This window comes from Paenibacillus sp. PK4536 (genome assembly GCF_028594455.2).
Classification (GTDB): domain Bacteria; phylum Bacillota; class Bacilli; order Paenibacillales; family Paenibacillaceae; genus Saccharibacillus; species Saccharibacillus nuruki.
On record NZ_CP126313.1, the window covers coordinates 1,380,919 to 1,395,900 of the forward strand.

A 14,982-nucleotide genomic window follows, 5' to 3' on the forward strand; every position below is an offset into this window, starting at 1 on the left:
GTGAAAGATATGTCTATTTCACAACCCACTTTACCTGTGGTTCGTCCTCGAATCGTGGTTATGGGTGGTGGCACAGGGTTGTCGGTTATGCTTAGAGGTCTCAAAGAAAAGCCACTTGATATTACCGCTATCGTCACTGTTGCAGACGATGGCGGAAGTTCAGGGATTCTGCGAGATGAGCTAAAAATGCCGCCACCCGGTGATATTCGTAATGTACTTACCGCTTTAGCAGATGTAGAACCTCTTTTATCAGACATGCTCAAATATCGTTTTCAAAAAGGCGAAGGACTTGCAGGTCATAGCTTAGGTAACCTGATTCTGGCAGCAATGACAGACATATCGGGTGATTTTGTGACTGCTGTTCGAGAATTGAGTCGTGTATTTGCTGTGCGAGGACAAGTGCTTCCAGCAGCAGAACAGGCTGTTATTTTACACGCCGAGATGGAGGATGGCTCTATCGTCACTGGGGAGTCTAAGATTCCCGAAGCCGGTAAAAAAATCAAACGTATTTTTCTGGAACCTGATCATGTAGAACCTTTGCCTGATGCGGTACTTGCGATCGAACAGGCAGATGCGATTCTGATCGGACCTGGTAGTCTGTATACCAGTCTGTTGCCCAATTTGCTCGTGCATAAGCTTGCAGAAGCGATGTTAAATTCCAAAGCCCTCAAGCTATTCATTTGCAATGTGATGACACAGCCAGGAGAAACAGACCACTACACGGTGAGTGATCATTTGAATGCGATCTATGAGCATGTCGGTCATCGATTATTTGATTATGTGATTGTGAACAACGATCCGATTCCTTTAAAAATGCAAAAGCGCTATGCCGAACAAGGAGCCAAGCCAGTGATTCTGGATCTAGAAACAGTGGAATCGCTGGGTTATAAAGTGATCGCGGATAAGTTGGTACTTTATGGTACGTATCTTCGTCATGATGCGGATAAGTTAAGTCATCATATTTATGAGCAAGTTAAAAAATCTATGTTATCGAAAGGGTGAGTCCATTGTCATTTGCGGCGCAGACGAAAAAAGAATTAACGATGGTAGAGGCTGATGACTGTTGTGAACATGCAGAACTGTCTGCGCTTATACGGATGAATGGTTCAGTGCAGATTTCCAACAAAAAAGTCATTCTGGATATCTCCACTGAAAATGCCGCTATCGCAAGACGGATCTATTCCCTGATCAAAAAGCATTTTGCTGTGCATACCGAATTATTAGTGCGCAAAAAAATGCGTCTCAAAAAAAATAATGTCTATATTGTTCGTATTCCTATGGGTGTACAGAGCATTTTGACGACGCTCAAAATTGTTTCTGAAGGATTTATGTTCACACCGGGAATCAATACCGAAATGGTACGTAAAAACTGCTGTAAACGTGCTTATTTACGCGGTGCTTTTATGGCAGGTGGATCGGTCAATAATCCTGAGGGATCATCGTATCACTTGGAGATTGCTTCGATGTATGAAGAACAGTGTCAGGCGCTCGTCGATCTTGCGAATGAATTCGAATTGAATGCTCGCTGTATTGAGCGGAAAAAAGGATTTATTTTATATATCAAAGAAGGCGAAAAAATTATTGAATTTTTGAGTATTATCGGAGCGCATCAAGCGCTATTCAAATTCGAAGATGTCCGTATTATGCGAGATATGCGTAATTCTGTGAATCGTATCGTCAATTGCGAGACTGCTAACTTGAACAAAACGATCGGTGCAGCGGTTCGTCAGATCGATAACATCAAATTTATCCAACGCCGTATTGGACTGGAACAATTGCCTGATAAATTACGTGAAGTGGCAGAAGTCCGTTTAGCAAATCCTGATATCAACCTCAAAGAAGTTGGTGAAATGCTCAAAGGTGGAGTCAGCAAGTCAGGAGTCAATCATCGGCTACGTAAATTAGATGAGATGGCTGAAAAAATGCGTAATGAGCACTATGCTTGAATAAAATAATCTCACGTAAGCTTTATTTTTTTCTAGTACGGTGCGTGCTATAATGGTATAGTGTTATGAACATGGTATTAAACACTGTGAGCTACTTAGGTACGCTCAATAGATGTAATGAATATGTATTATAGGGGGTAACGATCTCATGACAAAACACCCGGTTGTTGTTCGATTGAAAACGGGATTACACGCAAGACCTGCAGCATTGTTTGTACAGGAAGCGAATAAATATTCTTCAGAGATTTTTGTTGAAAAAGATGATAAAAAAGTGAATGCTAAAAGTATCATGGGCATTATGAGCCTTGCGATCAGTTCGGGCACTGAAGTATACATTAGTGCAGAAGGCGCAGATTCAGAATCTGCTGTAAACGCTTTAGTCAGTCTAGTAAGCAAAGAAGAATTAGAAAACCAATAAGCCCCCCATACGATATGGAGGGCGTGCCGTCACAGATTTCTGTGGCGGTTTTTTGTATAGAGATATTCGTTTAGCTCAGGAAGATCCCTTTTTTGGCAAAATTCAATTTCAACTGAAAAGCATTCCACGAGCTCTGGTAACCAAAGCCATCTCGCAATACAGCAAATGGAATATACATACGTCCGTTGACAACCTCCGCATCAGGTCCATTCCACTGATGGTTGTTCAGACGCATAGTAACGCCAGAACCGCTCATGATCATATCGAGCTGATCATCATTTTGCAATAATGTATATGTTTTGACACCGGATTCGTATCGCAACGTCATTCCAATAGAGTCACGCAACATGACTACTGGAATCATGGTATTTCCGCCGATTAAAAGTCCATTTTGTGGAAGACGGGTTCCATTCCATTCTAACTTCACTTCACGCGGCTTGGCTGGAGTGGCAGCTTGAACAGCTGTTGTATTAAAGATTAGAATACCCATCATAAGCAGAATGGAACCCCATAGACATTTATTTTTTAACATGGTGACTCTCCCCTCATTCTTATTGTTCCCGATCTCGTGTACTCATTATAGCTCTAAAGTCCATAATGGTGGGATTATATGAGATTATAAAAAAAATAATCTAACTTGTCACGATGAACTTGAACAATGTGTAACTTGTTGTGTGAAATAGACAATATCTTCTCTCTATTCTTGTTATTCTTCAGCAAAATAAACGATCATTCTTCTTCAAACAGAGCGTTAAATCATGAACGATGCAACTTTTATTCACGCCTTATCGTTTAGTAGGTATAACCTTTAAGGAGTGAGTAGCATGAAGAAAACAAGTAAATCCTTAGCTTCATTGATGATCGCAGGTACACTATTAACAGGAATGGGAACACTTATAGCACTGCCTAGTCAGACGATGTATGCTGCTGAGACAGTTGCTCCTGCAACAGCAACAGGCGTGATTAACGTAAGCGGTACAGGTAAATTAACCGTCAAACCCGATATTTCATACCTATCGATCGGAGTACAAACAACGTCTACAACAGCAGCCAAAGCGCAATCGGCTAATGCTGAGAAAATGGCGAAGTTGAATACTTTACTCAAAGGAGACTGGAAGATTCCAGCTGCGGATATTGAGAGTGTTCAATTCTATGTACAACCCAACTATGACTATAACGGTAAAGACCAGCAAAAAGTTACAGGGTATACGGCATATCATAGTGTACAAGTGACTTACCGTGATCTGGACAAACTAGGTTCGTTGTTGGATGCTGCTGCTAAATCAGGAGCGAATAATGTTGGATCTGTGAGTTTTGGTATCGAAAATGAAGATACCTACCAAGAGCAAGTTATTGCTAAAGCGATGGCTAATGCCAAAGCAAGAGCACAATCGATTGCCAAAGCAGCTAACCTTTCACTAGGAAGCCTATTGTCTGTTAGTGATCCAGGAGTGAGTGCACCACCTGTAGTCTATATGGAGAGACAAAGTGCTAAAGCAACAGAAGATTCTGCTGCTGCGAGTACAGCTATCGAACCAGGTACAATCGAATTAAATGCTACACTTAATGTGCAGTACTCTATGAATTAATAGTATGGAGCCACAATTGAATCTGATTTTGACAAAATAATCAGATTTGTAACTAATTATACGTGCAAATCCACGTATCGTTTCAGTATAGTAGAAGTTTACTAAAGTAGAACTATCCTCAAATTAGAAACGTTTATCCTGTTCAATGTGTATGCGATCAGGGTAAGCGTTTTTTCTATATTTAGCCAATTGTGCTTAAAATGTCTTACAGTTTCATCATTTTTACTATAGCAATCGTGACTATGTTGTAAATTGATATTTAGTTATTTGTAAATCTATCTATGGTTGTTCACAGTATAATGATAAAGGTTAAACCAAATATAACATGATACATATGATAAGGGAGAGATGATTTATGAAAACAACTCAAAATAATACATCTAAAACACATTTGAAAAAAATATCTGCATTTTTGTTAGCAACCACATTGGCAACGGTGGGAACAGTAACAGTTCTGCCAGGTACTTCTTCTACGGTACAAGCTGCAACAACCAAAGCTTCTACTTCGAATGCGAAGTCAGCTATTCATGTACAAGTGGAAGGCAAAGCAATTGCAACTACAGGGATTGTAAGTGCCAATGGTAGCTCATTGCTTCCTTTGAAAGATACAGCCAAAGCAATCGGTGCTACAGTCACTTTCAATGCGAAAGAGAAAACAGTAACAGTGACAAAAGATAAACACAAAGCATCTTTTGCTCTAGGATCAGGTTCAGATGACGGTGTATTTGTGACATTGGATGGTAGTACCATTGGGGATAGTTATGATGCCAAAATAGTCAACGGTACTTCTTATGTAGCAATCAAAGCGGTGACAGATCAATTGGGATATCGTGCGGTATGGAATGGTGCTACACGTACTGTAAATATAACCAAAGAGGGCTTAAACAATATTGAAGTAACAACAACCACTCTAAAACCAACCAAAACGAACAGTTATACAGAGACCAATATTAAATATCCAGTGGTATCCGGTCTAGACAATGCAGAAGCTGAAGCAGCGATTAATAAAGCTTTTGCAGCACACGCTCAAACGTATTTAGAAAAAGTACAAAAACAAGCTAAAGAATTTGGTGCACCTCCTAAAGATTCAGTTATCACTTATGAAATCGATAGTGGTTATAAAATAACGTACAATCGTAATGGTGTACTAAGTATCCTAGTGACTGATTATGAATATCTTGGTGGGGCGCATGGTAGTTCTATACAAACAGGCATGACATTCTCATTAAAAGATGGCAAGCAAATTCAATTAGGCGACTTGCTCAAATCCAATAGCAATTATCGTAAAGATATCGACAAAATTATCAATGCTCAAATGAAAAAAAATGGAGATCTTTACTTTAAAGATAGTTTTAAAGGAATTGCTGCTAATCAAGGATACTATTTAACAGATAGCGGAATCACTCTGTTTTTCCAACAATATGATATCGCACCTTATGCAGCAGGTATGCCAGAATTCCCGATTACTTTCAAACAAGTGTTGCCATCAGGCGTGAATCCACTTGATGCATACAAAGCTTAAATAAAAAAGTATACAAAAAAGCCTCCGGTTTATACCCCGGAGGCTTTTTCGCGTGTTGTTCCAGCATGCTGGAGTAAAATTATACCCCTTGTGGAGGTGTATTTTCAATCACTTTATCAACGATACCGTAATCTTTTGCTTCAGCAGCAGTCATAAAGTAATCGCGGTCTGTATCTTTTTCGATACGTTCCAACGGTTGACCTGTACGTTCTGCTAGAATTTTATTCAATTTATCACGCATTTTAAGAATACGACGAGCACGGATTTCGATATCTGTTGCTTGTCCTTGTGCTCCACCAAGTGGTTGGTGAATCATAATCTCGCTGTTAGGCAATGCAAAACGTTTACCTTTAGCACCAGCGTTAAGTAAAAATGCGCCCATACTTGCCGCCATACCTACACAGATGGTAGATACATCAGCTTTGATAAATTGCATTGTATCGTAAATAGCCATTCCCGCAGTGATCGAACCGCCTGGACTGTTAACATATAGGTGGATGTCTTTCTCCGGGTCTTCGGCTTCCAGAAACAGCAATTGTGCGATAATCGCATTGGCTACAACATCATTGACTTCAGAACCGAGAAAAATAATGCGGTCTTTTAACAGACGAGAGTAAATGTCATAGGCACGTTCCCCACGACTGCTTTGTTCAACGACCATTGGAATATAACTCACTAGAAACCCTCCTTCAAAGTTGTACATCATCAATAGAATAATTATAGATCAAATATTGTATTAGAAGATACTCATTGTTCTTACCACATTATAGGATAATTCAAACCAAAAGTCAAAGAAAGTCAAACTATCCTGACCAAAAGTGAAGGAACTTCTGCAAAATAGGTTAATGAAGAAGAGAGCAACCTAATTTTGGGTATAAAAATAACCAGCATCGGCTGGTTGAAGGGTATTCTGCGTTTATAGGTAATTCACTTAATGTTGCGCAAATACTTCTACGATAGGATAGAACATATAAGTACGTACATAATCGTATTGATCATAAAAACAATACTACATTATAACTTAATTAAAATGGCGCGCCCGCCAAGAATCGAACTTGGATCTCAGGCTTCGGAGGCCTACGTCATATCCATTGGACCACGGGCGCACGTAAAACAGCAGTACGATTGATTATAGGATATCTACCTATAAAAAGCAAGTTGACGATTCATACCATAATCAAGAAAAACGATAACATCAACCTCTCACAGAATAGTTGCATGAAAAACTTGCTTCTGCATGGAAAATTGGTTAAGATAGACGTGGGACTTAAAAAGTTACGCCGGGACGTTTTAAGTCCAATTTATTGAATAACGGATATAATGGACACTGAGCGAGATAAGTTGCAGGAGTGGAATGCATGCGAAAAATATTAGAAATACAAAAGCAGCTTCTGCCCGATCTCACCGAAGTACTCAAAAAAAGATATACGATTCTGCATCAGGTTATGATGGTAGGGCTGGTTGGAAGAAGATCACTCGCCACATCGCTTAATATGACTGAACGCGTCTTACGTGCAGAGACCGATCTTCTCAAATCGCAAGGATTGCTTGAGATTGAAAGTACGGGAATGAAGGTTAGTGAAGCAGGCAAGCAATTGCTTGATGAACTTGAGCCTATTATTCAGGAACTGCTTGGATTATCCAATCTGGAAGAACGTATTCGCACTTTCTATAAGCTGAGACAAGTCATTGTCGTTCCTGGTGATAGTGACATATCTATTATGGCTAAGCAAGAGCTTGGACGAGCAGGAGCCAAAGCGCTGCTCAGTGTAATCCGTGAGGACGATGTCGTTGCTGTAACAGGAGGCTTTACATTAGCTGAAGTCGCCGAGCAACTCAGTCCATCCATACCGGCACCTCTCAAGAATGCCTGGTTTGTACCGGCAAGAGGCGGACTTGGAGAGAGTATGGAATTTCAGGCGAATTCGATTGCTTCCACTATGGCAAAGCGTGTAGGCGCACAGTATCGGTTATTGCATATTCCCGATTTGTTACGTGAAGATGCTTACGAATTGCTTTATCAGGATCAGAATATCCGTGAAATTGTGGGTCTGATTCGTAAAGCACGTATCATTATGCACGGAATCGGAGATGCGATGGAGATGGTGCGTCGCCGTAGACTTGAACCCGAGGCAGCGGAAGAAATTCATGCCGCTGGAGCTGTTGCTGAATCATTCGGTCATTATTTTAATGAACAGGGTGAGACGGTGCACCAGATGTTGACGATGGGACTTCAGCTCGATGATATTTCCAAAGCGGAAGTGGTTATCGGTATTGCTGGAGGCCGTAGCAAGGCCAAATCGATTCATGCTGTACTCAAATTCGGTCAGGAAGATATTCTGGTCATTGACGAAGCCGCCGCTAGAGAAATTGTGAAAGAACTAGACTAGTCCTTTTGCTTCATTTTCGCACGTCTAGCGGTACGGCACACAAGTTTTACTCTATAATGTTGTCTTGACATGCCTTTAACGGGTGTGTCTTGAAATAAATTAAATACACTATCTCTAGGAGGAATTAACTCATGGTTAAAGTTGGTATTAATGGTTTCGGACGTATCGGACGCTTGGCTTTCCGTCGTATTCAAAATGTAGCAGGTATTGAAGTGGTAGCAATTAACGATTTGACTGACGCTAAAATGTTGGCTCACTTGTTGAAATATGATACAACTCAAGGTAAATTTGACGGCGAAGTTGAAGTTCATGACGGATTCTTCAAAGTAAACGGAAAAGAAGTAAAAGTTCTAGCTAACCGTAACCCAGAAGAACTTCCTTGGGGAGATCTTGGTGTGGATATCGTTCTTGAATGTACTGGATTCTTCACAACTAAAGAATCAGCTGAGAAACATTTAACAGCTGGTGCTAAAAAAGTTGTTATCTCTGCTCCAGCTACTGGCGAAATGAAAACAATCGTTTATAACGTAAACCATGAAATTCTTGATGGTACTGAAACTGTAATTTCTGGTGCTTCTTGCACAACGAACTGTCTTGCTCCAATGGCTAAAACATTGCAAGATCAATTCGGAGTAGTAGAAGGCTTGATGACTACAATTCATGCTTACACTGGCGACCAAAACACTTTGGATGCTCCACATGCTAAAGGTGACTTCCGTCGTGCTCGTGCAGCTGCTGAAAACATCATTCCTAACACAACTGGTGCTGCTAAAGCAATCGGTCTAGTTATCCCTGAATTGAAAGGTAAATTGGATGGTGCAGCACAACGTGTTCCTGTAGCAACTGGTTCCCTTACTGAATTGGTAACTATTTTGGAGAAAAAAGTTACTGTTGATGAAGTTAACGCTGCTATGAAAGCTGCTTCTGATGCTGAAACTTATGGTTACACTGAAGACGAAATCGTTTCTTCTGATATCAAAGGTATGACTTTCGGTTCCCTATTCGATGCTACTCAAACTCGCGTTCTAACTGTTGGTGACCACCAATTGGTTAAAACTGTAGCTTGGTACGATAACGAAATGTCCTACACAGCACAATTGGTTCGTACTCTTGAGTACTTCGCTAACAAAGCGTAAGAATCATTCGTGAACTGAAATAAATATTAATTCCATAAAGCGGAAACAGGTTTCTTGTGTTTCCGCTTTTTCTAAATGAATATCTGTTTTAAATTGCTCGTTAATCAAAATTCAGGGCATGGAGGAACAATATAATGAATAAGAAAAGTGTTCGCGATATAGAAGTAACAGGTAAAGTGGTATTTGTACGTGTAGATTTCAACGTACCTATGGAAGACGGTAAAATCACAGATGACAAACGGATCCGTGAAACATTACCTACTATTCAATACCTTGTTGAAAAAGGTGCGAAAGTTGTACTTGCAAGTCATATGGGTCGCCCTAACGGTGAAGTGGTTGAATCATTACGCTTAACTCCACAAGCAACGCGTCTATCTGAATTGCTAGGTCAACCGGTTGCTAAAGCTGACGAAGCGATTGGCGATGCTGTAAAATCACAAATCGCTGAATTGAAAAACGGTGACGTTTTGGTTCTTGAAAACGTACGTTTCTACCCTGGCGAAGAGAAAAATGATGCAGACTTAGCTAAATCTTTTGCAGAATTGGCTGATCTATTCGTCAATGATGCATTTGGTGCAGCTCACCGTGCGCATGCTTCAACAGAAGGTATTGCACACCACTTGCCAGCAGTATCTGGTCTTTTGATGGAGAAAGAATTAGATGTATTGGGTAAAGCTTTGACTAGCCCTGAGCGTCCTTTCACAGCAATCGTAGGTGGATCTAAAGTAAAAGATAAAATCGATGTAATCGATAACCTAATCAATCTTGCAGACAACATCATTATTGGTGGTGGATTGACTTACACATTCTTCAAAGCTCAAGGTCATGAAGTAGGACAATCTCTTCTAGACGAAAGCAAATTGGATGTTGTACTTGGATTCGTAGAAAAAGCAAAAAAATTAGGTAAAAAATTGTATCTTCCAGTAGATATTGTTGTTTCTGACGATTTCAGTGCAGATGCAAACACAGATATCGTAACAATCGACAAAATTCCAGCAGCTTGGGAAGGCGTAGACATCGGTCCTAAAACTCGTGAAATTTATGCTGATGTTATCAAAAACTCTAAATTGGTTGTATGGAACGGACCAATGGGCGTATTTGAAATCGCACCTTTCTCTGGTGGTACAAAAGCAGTCGCAGAAGCTTGTGCAACAACTGAAGCTTACACAATCATTGGTGGCGGTGATTCCGCAGCAGCAGCAGAGAAATTCGGCTTAGCTGACAAAATGGACCATATCTCTACAGGTGGCGGTGCTTCCCTAGAGTTTATGGAAGGTAAAGCTCTTCCAGGCGTTGTGGCATTGAACGATAAATAAGTTTAAAATAGATATAGATTTGGGTGCTTTGGGTCATACAAAGCACTTCAGTATGGCTTAGGTTAGCATACTGTAGTTATGCAAACAGAAGGAGTGATATCGCAGTGAGAACACCAATTATTGCAGGGAACTGGAAGATGTTCAAAACCGTTCCTGAAGCAAAAGCGTTTATTGAAGATATCAAAGGCAAAGCAGAAGTAGATGGCGTAGAAAGCGTAATTTGCGCTCCTTTCACTAATCTTCCTGCTTTGGTTGAAGCAGTAAAAGGAACTTCGATCAAAATCGGTGCACAAAATCTTCATTTTGAAGACAATGGCGCTTACACTGGCGAAATCAGTGGCGTAATGTTGAAAGATCTTGGTGTGGACTATGTAATCATCGGTCACTCTGAGCGTCGTCAATATTTTGCTGAAACAGACGAAATCGTTAATAAAAAAGTACATGCTGCTTTCCGTCATGGTTTGACTCCTATCGTATGTGTAGGTGAAAAGCTTGAAGAACGTGAAGCTAATCAAACTAAAGAAGTATGCAAAGTACAAACAGAAGGTGCTTTTGTAGGATTGAGCGCAGAGCAAGCGAAAGAAACTGTTATCGCTTATGAGCCAATCTGGGCAATCGGAACAGGCAAATCTTCTACATCCCAAGATGCGAATGAAGTTATCGCTTATATTCGTGAATTGGTTAAAGGTCTATACAACGAAGAAGTGGCTAACGCAGTTCGTATTCAATACGGCGGTAGCGTGAAACCTGAGAATGTTAAGGAGTATATGGGACAAAGCGATATCGATGGCGCACTTGTCGGCGGCGCAAGCTTGCAACCTGATTCTTACATTCAGCTCGTTGAGGGGGCGAAGTAAATGTCAGCACCCAAACCAGTAGCATTAATCATTATGGATGGATTCGGTCTACGCGCAGAAGTAGAAGGCAACGGTGTTGCTCAAGCGAAAAAACCGAATTATGATAGATATCTAAGCGAATACCCACATACAACTTTGACGGCTTGCGGCGAAGCTGTAGGTCTGCCTGAAGGACAAATGGGTAACTCGGAAGTTGGTCACTTGAATATTGGTGCAGGTCGCATTGTATATCAAGATTTGACTCGTATTTCCAAGTCGATTCGTGACGGAGACTTTTTCCAAAATGAAGCGTTGGTTGGCGCATTTACAAATGCAAAAACAAACGGTAAAAAATTGCATGTGTTCACCCTGTTATCCGATGGCGGTGTACATAGTCATATCGATCATTTATTCGCTACACTGGATATGGCTAAACGCGAAGATTTCCATGATGTACTGATTCATGTATTCTTGGATGGACGCGACGTATCACCAGATAGCGGTAAACGTTATATGGAACGATTGGTTGCTCAAATAGCAGAAGTTGGCGTAGGTAAAATTGCTACGGTTCAAGGTCGCTATTACGCAATGGATCGTGACAAACGCTGGGAACGTGTGGAAAAAGCTTACCGTGCTATCGCTTTCGGCGAAGGTCCGGCATTCAAAGATCCAGAAAACGTTATTTCTTCTTCTTATCAAAATTCAGTGTTTGACGAATTCGTTGAACCATCTGTTATTGTCGATAGTGAAGAAAAACCAGTGGGCACAGTAAGTGATGGCGATTCAGTGATCTTCTTGAACTTCCGTCCTGACCGTGCAATTCAGTTGTCTCAAGCCTTTACTCAAGAAGCATTTGAAGGATTCGATCGTGGACATGCACAACCTAAAAACCTGTACTATGTATGCTTAACCACATACAGCAATACAGTAAGTGGAACGGTAGCTTATGGACCGAAGAATCTAAATAATACACTTGGTGAAGTTTTAGTACAGCATGGCAAAAAACAATTGCGTATTGCTGAGACTGAAAAATATCCTCACGTTACTTTCTTTTTCAGTGGCGGTCGTGATGTAGAACTAGAAGGCGAGACTCGTATCTTGATTAACTCTCCTAAAGTCGCTACGTATGACCTACAACCAGAAATGAGTGCACGTGAAGTAGCAGATGCTTGTATCGCTGAGATTGAAGCAGAGCGTCAAGATGTTATCATTTTGAACTTTGCTAATCCTGATATGGTAGGTCACTCTGGTAAGCTAGAGCCTACAATCAGAGCGGTAGAAACAACCGATGAGTGTGTAGGTAGAGTCGTAGATGCGATTCTAGCTAAAGGTGGCGTAGCTCTAATTACTGCTGACCATGGTAACGCTGAGACAGAGATCGACGAATTGGGTCGTCCGCAGACGGCACATACAACGAACCCTGTACCATTTATCGTCACAGATAAAAATGTTACTTTGCGTGAAGGTGGTATTTTAGGTGATATCGCACCAACCATTCTTGATTTTGCACAATTACCTAAACCGGAAGAAATGACAGGTACATCTATTGTCAACAGCCGTAAGTAATTGCTCGCTATAAAAGATATGCATTAAAATGTAATGATCATTTATGATCTAAAATAACGATTTAAAAGGAGAACATTTAACCATGACTATTATTTCTGATGTTTATGCACGCGAAGTTCTTGACTCCCGTGGTAACCCTACAGTTGAAGTTGAAGTATACTTGGAATCAGGCGCTTTGGGTCGCGCAATCGTTCCTTCTGGCGCATCTACTGGTGCTCATGAAGCTGTAGAACTTCGTGACGAAGATAAATCTCGTTACTTGGGTAAAGGCGTTCTTAAAGCAGTAGAGAACGTTAACGAAATCATCGCTCCAGAAATCATTGGTATGGATGCTCTTGATCAATTGGGTATCGATAAAGCAATGATCAAATTGGACGGTACTCCTAACAAAGCTAAATTAGGTGCTAACGCTATTCTTGCAGTATCTATGGCTACTGCTCGTGCAGCTGCTGATGCTCTTGATCTTCCATTGTATGTATACTTGGGCGGATTCAACGCTAAACAATTGCCAGTACCAATGATGAACATCATCAACGGTGGTGAGCACGCTGATAACAACGTTGACGTTCAAGAATTCATGGTATTGCCAGTTGGAGCTCCTAGCTTCAAAGAAGCTCTTCGTACAGGTGCTGAGATTTTCCACAGCCTTAAATCTGTATTGAAAGCTAAAGGATTAAGCACTTCTGTAGGTGATGAAGGTGGATTCGCTCCTAACTTTACATCTAACGAAGAAGCATTGACTTCTATTGTTGAAGCAATCGAAAAAGCGGGTTACAAACCAGGTGTTGACGTATTCTTGGGTATGGACGTTGCTTCTACTGAGTTCTACAAAAACGGTAAATATGAACTTGCTGGCGAAGGTAAATCATACACTTCTGCTGAGTTCGTAGACTTGATGGCTTCATGGGTTGATAAATACCCAATCATTACAATCGAAGATGGTTGTTCTGAAGATGACTGGGAAGGTTGGAAATTGTTAACTGAGAAATTGGGAGACAAAGTTCAATTGGTTGGTGACGACTTGTTCGTAACAAACACTGAGCGTCTTGGTCGTGGTATTGAAGAAGGTATTGGTAACTCTATCCTTGTTAAAGTTAACCAAATCGGTACGCTTTCTGAAACATTTGATGCGATCGAAATGGCTAAACGCGCTGGTTACACAGCTGTTATCTCTCACCGCTCTGGTGAATCCGAAGATAGCACAATCGCTGACATCGCTGTAGCGACAAATGCTGGACAAATCAAAACAGGTGCTCCTTCACGTACAGACCGTATTGCAAAATACAACCAATTGCTTCGTATCGAAGATCAATTGGGTGACCTTGCTAAATATGATGGTCTTAAATCTTTCTACAACTTGACTGCACACAGAGGCTTAACTAAATAATTCACTTTTAAGTGATAGACAACCATCCGGTATCATGCCGGGTGGTTGTTTTTTTATATATATTTTATATCTATGGGTGCTCTTTAAAATTATGTATATGTTGACACTATAAAAGAAGAGCTGGAGTCAAAACCTTACTTTACGATACATATCGGAGTAAAAAGATTGCTTTTCACTTGAAAAATATGCTAAAATAAGAATGCTGTTTTCTATACGATTATTACATACGATAGTGGTGGTCAATCACTGTTGTTCTTATATGATAACGATAGATGTTCGGCGTATTCGTTTGAGGAGGTGGAATTCATGTTATTGACTTTGAAAGTACTGCTCATGATTTTTTCCGTTGGGTTGATCGTTATTGTTCTACTTCAAAAAGGTAAAAGTGCTGGACTTTCTGGTGCCATCTCCGGCGGTGCGGAACATCTTTTTGGTAAAACCAAAGCGCGCGGAATGGAACTGGTGTTGGAACGTACAACAGTAGGACTGGCTATTGGATTTTTTGTTCTAGCTATTCTTGTAGCGGTATTTAGTTAAATCATGAATCGCCTGAAGTGGTAAAGGATACCTTTACTGCATCAGGCGATTTTTATATGGTAAGCAATTGTAAATAGATGCTCTTTGGTAAGTGATTGTTCATAGAGAATTCATATAGGGGAACTATACTTGGAATTGTTCCCGAGCTTGTCCATTATTCCCACGTAAGTCAAGTAAGGCCGAAGTGCATGATGTGCAATACCTTTAAGGCAGTTTTGTTATTCCCAACCAAGGAGGGGATAATAGAACTGCCCTCTTTTTTTATGCAGAAGGATACAGGAAACTGAATATTTCGGTCGAATTGAATAGGTGAGATTAAATTAGTGTATACTAGGGTAT

14 protein-coding genes and 1 tRNA gene are annotated in these 14,982 nt (G+C 40.6%); 12 read left to right on the plus strand and 3 right to left on the minus strand.

The window, feature by feature from the left end; translation table 11 throughout:
* The first annotated feature begins 9 nt into the window (after nt 1–9).
* The 3 genes from mgfK to PO903_RS06395 all read left to right on the plus strand — a co-directional run bounded on the left by mgfK (nt 10) and on the right by PO903_RS06395 (nt 2,364).
* A complete protein-coding gene (mgfK, locus tag PO903_RS06385) occupies nt 10–1,002 on the plus strand; it encodes a gluconeogenesis morphogenetic factor MgfK (RefSeq protein WP_069325825.1) in 993 nt (330 codons plus the stop codon).
* Between the two features lie 5 nt (nt 1,003–1,007).
* Nucleotides 1,008–1,946 (plus strand): DNA-binding protein WhiA, encoded by a 939-nt coding sequence (gene whiA, locus PO903_RS06390; RefSeq protein ID WP_069325824.1) that lies wholly within the window; start codon nt 1,008–1,010, stop codon nt 1,944–1,946.
* A 148-nt stretch (nt 1,947–2,094) separates the two neighbouring features.
* The gene (locus PO903_RS06395) at nt 2,095–2,364 is read left to right on the plus strand and encodes an HPr family phosphocarrier protein (protein WP_069325823.1); all 270 of its coding nucleotides are present in this window, start codon (nt 2,095–2,097) and stop codon (nt 2,362–2,364) included.
* Between the two features lie 70 nt (nt 2,365–2,434).
* On the opposite strand, the gene PO903_RS06400 is transcribed toward PO903_RS06395, so the two are convergent.
* Nucleotides 2,435–2,896 carry a stalk domain-containing protein gene (locus PO903_RS06400; RefSeq protein WP_069325822.1) on the minus strand — a complete coding sequence of 154 codons (462 nt, stop codon included), beginning with the start codon at nt 2,894–2,896 and terminating at the stop codon, nt 2,435–2,437.
* Nucleotides 2,897–3,188: 292 nt separating this feature from the next.
* Here PO903_RS06400 and PO903_RS06405 point away from each other — a divergent pair, with 292 nt between their 5' ends.
* Nucleotides 3,189–3,953, plus strand: coding sequence for an SIMPL domain-containing protein (locus PO903_RS06405; protein WP_273592910.1), 765 nt, complete (start codon nt 3,189–3,191; stop codon nt 3,951–3,953).
* Nucleotides 3,954–4,308: 355 nt separating this feature from the next.
* Nucleotides 4,309–5,475, plus strand: a complete 1,167-nt coding sequence (locus tag PO903_RS06410; protein ID WP_273592911.1) for a stalk domain-containing protein — start codon at nt 4,309–4,311, stop codon at nt 5,473–5,475.
* A 79-nt stretch (nt 5,476–5,554) separates the two neighbouring features.
* Here the strand turns inward: PO903_RS06410 and clpP are convergent, their stop codons facing one another.
* Both clpP and PO903_RS06420 read right to left on the minus strand, forming a co-directional pair.
* Entirely contained in the window at nt 5,555–6,151 is a 597-nt protein-coding gene (clpP, locus tag PO903_RS06415) for an ATP-dependent Clp endopeptidase proteolytic subunit ClpP (protein WP_069325819.1), read from the minus strand.
* Between the two features lie 355 nt (nt 6,152–6,506).
* Nucleotides 6,507–6,581: transfer RNA gene (locus PO903_RS06420), tRNA-Arg, on the minus strand.
* 252 nt (nt 6,582–6,833) lie between these two features.
* On the opposite strand from PO903_RS06420, the gene PO903_RS06425 reads away from it, so the two are divergent.
* From PO903_RS06425 to secG, 7 genes are all read left to right on the plus strand, one after another.
* Nucleotides 6,834–7,865, plus strand: coding sequence for a sugar-binding transcriptional regulator (locus tag PO903_RS06425; RefSeq protein ID WP_069325818.1), 1,032 nt, complete (start codon nt 6,834–6,836; stop codon nt 7,863–7,865).
* A 131-nt stretch (nt 7,866–7,996) separates the two neighbouring features.
* Nucleotides 7,997–9,001 carry a type I glyceraldehyde-3-phosphate dehydrogenase gene (gene gap / locus PO903_RS06430; RefSeq protein WP_069325817.1) on the plus strand — a complete coding sequence of 335 codons (1,005 nt, stop codon included), beginning with the start codon at nt 7,997–7,999 and terminating at the stop codon, nt 8,999–9,001.
* A 134-nt stretch (nt 9,002–9,135) separates the two neighbouring features.
* Nucleotides 9,136–10,317 carry a phosphoglycerate kinase gene (locus tag PO903_RS06435; RefSeq protein ID WP_069325816.1) on the plus strand — a complete coding sequence of 394 codons (1,182 nt, stop codon included), beginning with the start codon at nt 9,136–9,138 and terminating at the stop codon, nt 10,315–10,317.
* Between the two features lie 104 nt (nt 10,318–10,421).
* Nucleotides 10,422–11,174: a triose-phosphate isomerase gene (tpiA, locus tag PO903_RS06440; protein ID WP_069325815.1), complete on the plus strand. Its 753-nt coding sequence runs from the start codon at nt 10,422–10,424 to the stop codon at nt 11,172–11,174.
* The gene (gene gpmI / locus PO903_RS06445) at nt 11,175–12,719 is read left to right on the plus strand and encodes a 2,3-bisphosphoglycerate-independent phosphoglycerate mutase (RefSeq protein ID WP_069325814.1); all 1,545 of its coding nucleotides are present in this window, start codon (nt 11,175–11,177) and stop codon (nt 12,717–12,719) included. It abuts the gene before it with no gap.
* A gap of 82 nt (nt 12,720–12,801) precedes the next feature.
* Nucleotides 12,802–14,106, plus strand: coding sequence for a phosphopyruvate hydratase (gene eno / locus PO903_RS06450; protein ID WP_069325813.1), 1,305 nt, complete (start codon nt 12,802–12,804; stop codon nt 14,104–14,106).
* Between the two features lie 306 nt (nt 14,107–14,412).
* A complete protein-coding gene (gene secG, locus PO903_RS06455; protein WP_069325812.1) occupies nt 14,413–14,643 on the plus strand; it encodes a preprotein translocase subunit SecG in 231 nt (76 codons plus the stop codon).
* Nucleotides 14,644–14,982: the final 339 nt, after the last annotated feature.

Excerpts from the sequence above, each read along its gene's own strand:
- mgfK (WP_069325825.1), top strand. The coding sequence starts at position 10 with ATGTCTATTTCACAACCCACTTTACCTGTGGTTCGTCCTCGAATCGTG.
- gpmI (WP_069325814.1), top strand. The coding sequence starts at position 11,175 with ATGTCAGCACCCAAACCAGTAGCATTAATCATTATGGATGGATTCGGT.
- PO903_RS06410 (WP_273592911.1), top strand. The coding sequence starts at position 4,309 with ATGAAAACAACTCAAAATAATACATCTAAAACACATTTGAAAAAAATA.
- PO903_RS06400 (WP_069325822.1), bottom strand. The coding sequence starts at position 2,896 with ATGTTAAAAAATAAATGTCTATGGGGTTCCATTCTGCTTATGATGGGT.
- eno (WP_069325813.1), top strand. The coding sequence starts at position 12,802 with ATGACTATTATTTCTGATGTTTATGCACGCGAAGTTCTTGACTCCCGT.
- PO903_RS06425 (WP_069325818.1), top strand. The coding sequence starts at position 6,834 with ATGCGAAAAATATTAGAAATACAAAAGCAGCTTCTGCCCGATCTCACC.
- PO903_RS06405 (WP_273592910.1), top strand. The coding sequence starts at position 3,189 with ATGAAGAAAACAAGTAAATCCTTAGCTTCATTGATGATCGCAGGTACA.
- PO903_RS06435 (WP_069325816.1), top strand. The coding sequence starts at position 9,136 with ATGAATAAGAAAAGTGTTCGCGATATAGAAGTAACAGGTAAAGTGGTA.
- secG (WP_069325812.1), top strand. The coding sequence starts at position 14,413 with ATGTTATTGACTTTGAAAGTACTGCTCATGATTTTTTCCGTTGGGTTG.
- gap (WP_069325817.1), top strand. The coding sequence starts at position 7,997 with ATGGTTAAAGTTGGTATTAATGGTTTCGGACGTATCGGACGCTTGGCT.
- PO903_RS06395 (WP_069325823.1), top strand. The coding sequence starts at position 2,095 with ATGACAAAACACCCGGTTGTTGTTCGATTGAAAACGGGATTACACGCA.